At 66.6% G+C, this 6128-nt stretch carries 5 protein-coding genes; 3 read left to right on the plus strand and 2 right to left on the minus strand.

Annotated features, from left to right (window positions below; all coding sequences use genetic code 11):
* Positions 1 to 47: 47 nt before the first annotated feature.
* Positions 48 to 647, minus strand: a complete 600-nt coding sequence (locus tag JQ586_RS31115; protein ID WP_212398451.1) for a CinA family protein — start codon at positions 645 to 647, stop codon at positions 48 to 50.
* Position 648: 1 nt separating this feature from the next.
* Positions 649 to 1860: a bifunctional 2-C-methyl-D-erythritol 4-phosphate cytidylyltransferase/2-C-methyl-D-erythritol 2,4-cyclodiphosphate synthase gene (locus JQ586_RS31120; RefSeq protein ID WP_212398452.1), complete on the minus strand. Its 1212-nt coding sequence runs from the start codon at positions 1858 to 1860 to the stop codon at positions 649 to 651.
* A gap of 285 nt (positions 1861 to 2145) precedes the next feature.
* Between JQ586_RS31120 and dusB the strand changes: the two genes are divergently transcribed.
* Genes dusB through ntrC form a run of 3 tightly spaced genes read left to right on the plus strand, consistent with a single transcriptional unit; the run spans position 2146 to position 5771 of the window.
* Positions 2146 to 3147, plus strand: a complete 1002-nt coding sequence (gene dusB, locus JQ586_RS31125) for a tRNA dihydrouridine synthase DusB (protein ID WP_212398453.1) — start codon at positions 2146 to 2148, stop codon at positions 3145 to 3147.
* A complete protein-coding gene (locus JQ586_RS31130; RefSeq protein WP_212398454.1) occupies positions 3144 to 4319 on the plus strand; it encodes a nitrogen regulation protein NR(II) in 1176 nt (391 codons plus the stop codon). The genes dusB and JQ586_RS31130 overlap by 4 nt, the downstream gene beginning before the upstream one ends.
* A gap of 9 nt (positions 4320 to 4328) precedes the next feature.
* Positions 4329 to 5771: a nitrogen regulation protein NR(I) gene (gene ntrC, locus JQ586_RS31135; protein ID WP_212398455.1), complete on the plus strand. Its 1443-nt coding sequence runs from the start codon at positions 4329 to 4331 to the stop codon at positions 5769 to 5771.
* The last annotated feature ends 357 nt before the right edge of the window (positions 5772 to 6128 follow it).

Below are 6128 nucleotides of genomic sequence, written 5' to 3' on the forward strand. Positions count from 1 at the left end.
TCAACCCGCGAGACCAAAAGCGCTGCGAACGAATGAGCGTGCGCCAGTCACCCGCGCGGCGAGCGGCGGCGCTTTGCGGCATGGCTGCGCGGCGAGCGGGCAACCCGTGGCCGCAGCCGGCTGATGGCTTCGCGGCGCGGCTTGGCAGCCTGTGGCGGGCGCGCCAATTCCATCAGCATCCGCAGCGCCTCGGCCACCGAGCGCTGGCGTACCGCGCTGCGTCCGATCGCACCGAAACGCTGCTCGCGGTGGAGGATGCGGCCGTCGCGCGCGGCGACGGCAAAGTGCACCAGGCCCACGGGCTTGCCCGGAGTGGCACCGCCGGGCCCCGCGATGCCGGTGATGGAGACGGCGAGGTCGACACCGGCCTTTTCCAGCGCGCCGATCGCCATCGCGGTCGCGGTTTCCTTGCTGACGGCGCCGAAGGTCTCGAGCGTCGCCGCCTTGACGCCGAGCATCACGCGCTTGGCCTCGTTCGAATAGGTGACGAAGCCGCGGTCGATCACGTCTGACGACCCGGGGATGTCGGTAAGCGCGCCGGCGACGAGGCCTCCGGTGCAGGATTCGGCGGTCGCAATTGTCAGCTTGCGCATCCGGCACAGGTCGAGCAGCGAGCGGGAGAGGGCACGAGCGTCGCTGCCGCCCATGTTATGCGCTCCGGCCTTTGTCGTCCCAGCCTTGATCGGTCCAGGGCAGCCGGATGGTCGCGCTTGCGGTCGCCGCGATGCCTTCCTCGCGGCCGGTGAAACCGAGCCGCTCGCTGGTTGTCGCCTTCACGGCGACGCGCGAGATATGGACGCCCGAGATCTCAGCGATCCTCGTCCGCATGGTGTCGCGCAGCGGGCCGATCTTCGGCCGCTCGCAGATCATCGTCACCTCGAGATTGGCGATGCGTCCGCCGCGGGCGGTGACGCGCTCGACGGCATATTTGAGGAACTGGTCAGAGGAGGCGCCTTTCCACTTGGCGTCGCTCGGCGGGAAATGCGAGCCGATGTCGCCGTCGGCCAGCGCGCCGAGGATGGCATCGACCAGCGCGTGCAGCCCGACGTCGCCGTCGGAATGGGCCAGGAAGCCCTTGCTGTGCGGTACGCGAACGCCGCAGATCATCACATGATCGCCCTCGCCGAAGGCGTGCACGTCATAGCCGGTGCCGGTCCTGATGTCGCCGAGCTGGCTCGCCAGTCGCGCTTCCTCGCGCACGAAGTCTTCGGGAGTGGTGAGTTTCATGTTGGCAGGATCACCTTCAAATGTCGCAACCGTCAATCCCGCCCATTCCGCCAGCGCCGCATCGTCGGTGAAGTCGGAGCGCGCCTCGCGGGCGGCGCGGCGATGCGCCTCCAGTATCACATCAAAACGAAAGGCCTGTGGCGTCTGCGCGATCCTCAAGCGCGCGCGCTCGGGCGTCGCCTCGACATCGCCGGCATCGCCGGTGAGCTTGATGGTGTCGGTCACCGGGATCACCGGAATTGCCGCGCCGGTGCGGCCGGCAGCTGCGATCGCGCGCGAGATCACGGCTGCCGTGACGAAAGGGCGCGCCGCGTCGTGGATCAGCACGATCTCCGGCTTCTCGGCTGCGAGCGCCTCCAGCCCGGCATGCACGGAGGCCTGGCGGGTCGCCCCGCCCGGGGTCGGCGGCCGGTGGCGCAGGCCGAACGTCGCCTCCTGAAACAGCGCGGCGTCGTCGGGATTGACCACGGGCTGCACGGCAAACACGTCCGGATGCCCGGAGAATGCCTGCATCGCTCGGTAGATCACGGTCTGTCCGCCGATGGTCCGGTATTGCTTCGGCCCGCCCGCGCCGGCGCGCAGTCCGCGTCCGGCCGCGACAAGGATGGCTGCAGTACGCTCAGGCTTCGGCATTTTGAACCAATGACAGACGAATCAGGGATGAGGAGGAGACGACGGGGTGCGCCGCGCACAGCCCTTACCATGACCGGTGCGCAAAGACAGAGCGTTTCCCATTCGCTGTGGGAAAAGCAGATTTTGTTGCAGTGCACTTGTACAAATGGTAGAACTGTCTAAACTGTAGGCATAAGACTTGACTGCACAAGAATTGTGCTCAAAATATGCGACATCGGCTGCAATGGCGTGGTCGACAGAACGACGAGACGGCTGACCGGCGTGCAAAGTGTTCCTCGTAACCCCTTGAAGATAGGCGATATTGCTGTCGCCAACCGTGTCCTCCTCGCGCCCATGTCGGGCGTCACCGACGCGCCCTTCCGGCGACTCGCGGCGGCGCTTGGCGCAGGCCTCGTGGTCTCGGAGATGACCGCCAGCGATGACCTCGTAAATGGCAAGCCGATTTCGAAGCTGCGCTGCGAAGCGGCAGGGATCGGGCCGCATGTGGTCCAGCTCGCGGGCTGCGAGACCCGCTGGATGGCGGAGGGCGCTCGGATCGCCGAGGGGGCCGGCGCCGACATCATCGATATCAACATGGGCTGCCCGGCGCGCCATGTCACTGGCGGACAGTCCGGCTCGGCGCTCATGCGCGATCTCGACCATGCGGTCGGGCTGATCGATGCGACGATCGCGGCGGTCAAGGTGCCGGTGACGCTGAAGATGCGGCTCGGCTGGGACGAGCGCTCGCTCAATGCGGCCGAACTGGCGCGGCGCGCGGAGGCGGCGGGCGTTGAGATGATCACCGTGCACGGTCGCACCCGATGCCAGTTCTACAAGGGCAAGGCGGACTGGAGCGCGGTGCGTCCGGTGAAGGATGCCGTCTCGATCCCTGTTGTCGTCAACGGCGACATCACCTCGTTCGACCGGGCGGTTGCCGCACTCGACTCATCGGGCGCCGACGCCGTGATGATCGGCCGCGGCGCGCAGGGGCAGCCCTGGCTGCCCGGCCAGATCGGCCGGCGCCTCGAGACGGGCATCGCGGAGGCTACCCCGTCGCTGGCCGATCAGCTCACGCATATCCGCGCGCTCTACGATGAGGTTTGCAGCCATTACGGCGTGCGTGTCGGGCTCAGGCATGCACGCAAGCATCTCGGCTGGGCGCTCGACACCGCCGCGAGCTACAGCCGTGCGCCGGCCGCGACGCTCAAGGCCTGGCGACAGAAGATCCTGACCTCAGACGAACCGTCCAGCGTGCATCGTTCGCTCGAACATGCCTACGACGATTTTGCCTGGAGTGCTGCCGCATGACGTCAGCCGCTGAACACCGCCGGCCGGTACCCACCGATGGCGAGGCCATCCTCAACGCGCTGCCCAACCCGGTGCTGCTGGTGGCACCGGACGGCCGCATCGTCGATGCCAACATCGCCGCCGAATCCTTCTTCGAGATCTCGGCCCAGTTCCTGCGCCGACAGTCGCTGAAGGAGCTGGTGCCGTTCGGCAGCCCGCTGCTGGCGCTGATCGAACAGGTGCGGACCTCGGGCTCGCCGGTCAATGAATACAAGGTCGATCTCGGGACACCGCGGATCGGCGGCGACCGCCAGGTCGATCTTCACGTTGCTCCCTTGACCGAGCGTCCCGGCCATATCGTGGTGATGCTGCAGGAGCGCACGATCGCCGACAAGATGGATCGCCAGCTGACCCACCGCAGCGCTGCGCGCTCGGTGATCGCGCTCGCCGCGATGCTCGCGCATGAGATCAAGAATCCGCTGTCGGGCATCCGCGGCGCCGCGCAGCTGCTGGAGCAGCAGGCCTCCTCCGAGGACCGGTTGCTGACCCGGCTGATCTGCGATGAGGCAGATCGCATCGTGACTTTGGTCGACCGCATGGAAGTGTTCGGCGACGACCGCCCGGTGGCGCGCGGTCCGGTCAACATCCATTCGGTGCTCGACCATGTGAAGCGGCTGGCGCAGTCCGGGTTTGCGCGCAACGTCCGCTTCATCGAGGAGTACGATCCGTCGCTGCCGCCGGTGCTCGCCAATCAGGATCAGTTGATCCAGGTGTTCCTCAACCTCGTGAAGAACGCCGCCGAGGCCGTGGCCGATCTCGGCACCGACGCGGAAATCCAGCTCACCACCGCGTTCCGCCCGGGCGTCCGGCTGTCGGTGCCGGGCAAGAAGTCGCGGGTCTCGCTGCCGCTCGAATTCTGCGTCAAGGACAACGGAGGCGGCGTGCCGGAAGACCTGCTGCCGAACCTGTTCGATCCGTTCGTCACCACCAAGCAGACCGGCAGCGGCCTCGGGCTCGCGCTGGTCGCCAAGATCATCGGCGATCACGGCGGCATCATCGAATGCGAGTCGCAGCCGCGCAAGACCACCTTCCGCGTGCTGATGCCGATGTACAGCGCCGCTAAACAACAAGATCAAGGCAACCGCGATGACGTCCCGGGTAAGGCATCGCCTGCCTCTCAGGATGCACGATGAGGACCACCAATGCCCGCAGGTAGCATACTTGTCGCCGACGACGACACCGCCATCCGCACTGTCCTGAACCAGGCGCTCTCGCGCGCCGGCTACGAGGTGCGCTTGACAGGGAACGCCGCCACATTGTGGCGCTGGGTGAGCCAGGGCGAGGGCGATCTCGTCATCACCGACGTGGTGATGCCGGACGAGAATGCGTTCGACCTGCTGCCGCGGATCAAGAAGATGCGGCCGAACCTGCCGGTCATCGTGATGAGCGCGCAGAACACGTTCATGACCGCGATCCGGGCCTCCGAGCGCGGCGCCTATGAGTATCTGCCGAAGCCGTTCGACCTCAAGGAGCTGATCACCATCGTCGGCCGGGCACTGGCCGAGCCGAAGGAGCGGGTGGCCAATCACGCCGACGACACCGAGTTCGACTCGATTCCGCTGGTCGGCCGCTCGCCGGCGATGCAGGAGATCTACCGCGTGCTGGCGCGGCTGATGCAGACCGACCTCACCGTGATGATCTCCGGCGAGTCAGGCACCGGCAAGGAGCTGGTCGCGCGCGCGCTGCACGACTACGGCAAGCGCCGCAACGGCCCGTTCGTCGCGGTCAACATGGCAGCGATCCCGCGCGACCTTATCGAGTCGGAGCTGTTCGGACATGAGCGCGGCGCGTTCACCGGCGCCAACACCCGCGCTTCCGGACGCTTCGAGCAGGCCGAGGGTGGCACTCTGTTTCTCGACGAGATCGGCGACATGCCGATGGAGGCGCAGACCCGACTGCTGCGCGTGCTGCAGCAGGGCGAATACACCACGGTCGGCGGCCGCACCCCGATCAAGACCGACGTGCGCATCGTCGCGGCCTCCAACAAGGACTTGCGCATCCTGATCCAGCAGGGACTGTTCCGTGAGGACCTGTTCTTCCGCCTCAACGTGGTGCCGCTGCGCTTGCCGCCGCTGCGCGAACGCATCGAGGATCTGCCCGATCTGATCCGGCATTTCTTCTCGCTCGCCGAGAAGGACGGATTGCCGCCGAAGAAGCTCGACGGCCAGGCGCTCGAACGGCTCAAGCAGCACCGCTGGCCGGGCAATGTTCGCGAGCTGGAGAACCTCGCCCGCCGCCTGGCGGCGCTTTATCCGCAGGACGTCATCACTTCCTCGGTGATCGACGGTGAACTGGCGCCGCCGGCTGTCGCATCGGGCGGAAACGCCGCCGTCGGCGTCGACAATCTCGGCGGTGCGGTCGAGGCCTATCTGTCCTCGCACTTCTCCGGCTTCCCGAACGGCGTGCCGCCGCCGGGCCTCTATCACCGCATCCTCAAGGAGATCGAGGTCCCGCTATTGACCGCGGCGCTGGCGGCGACCCGCGGCAACCAGATCCGGGCTGCCGACCTGCTGGGGCTGAACCGCAACACGCTGCGCAAGAAGATCCGCGACCTCGACATCCAGGTCTACCGGAGCGGAGGCTAGGGGCAGGCAGAGCAAGCAGCGGTCGAGCACGTCGAACGGCTGCCGGCGAGCGGCTGGTGGATCGCGTCCGATCCGGAGAGCGGGAACTCGGGCTTCCGGCTCCATCGGGTGACTGCGTGGTCTCGACCTCACGTTTCGATGCCGCTCAAGGCCCTCCCGCGGAGTTGGCCGCAAAAATACGGATGCGCTAGCCAGTTGCACAAGAAACAGCCGACGGTACTTGACGCTAGAGCGGTTCACGGCTTGATTGAATCGGAAGGGATTCCCGATTTCGGACGAATATGATTCAAGATGCTGGCTGGGCTGGAGGCCAGCATCCGATGGTCCGACCAATTTCCAATGATCTGCGTAAGCGGG

This window comes from Bradyrhizobium jicamae (assembly GCF_018130215.1).
GTDB lineage: Bacteria > Pseudomonadota > Alphaproteobacteria > Rhizobiales > Xanthobacteraceae > Bradyrhizobium > Bradyrhizobium jicamae_A.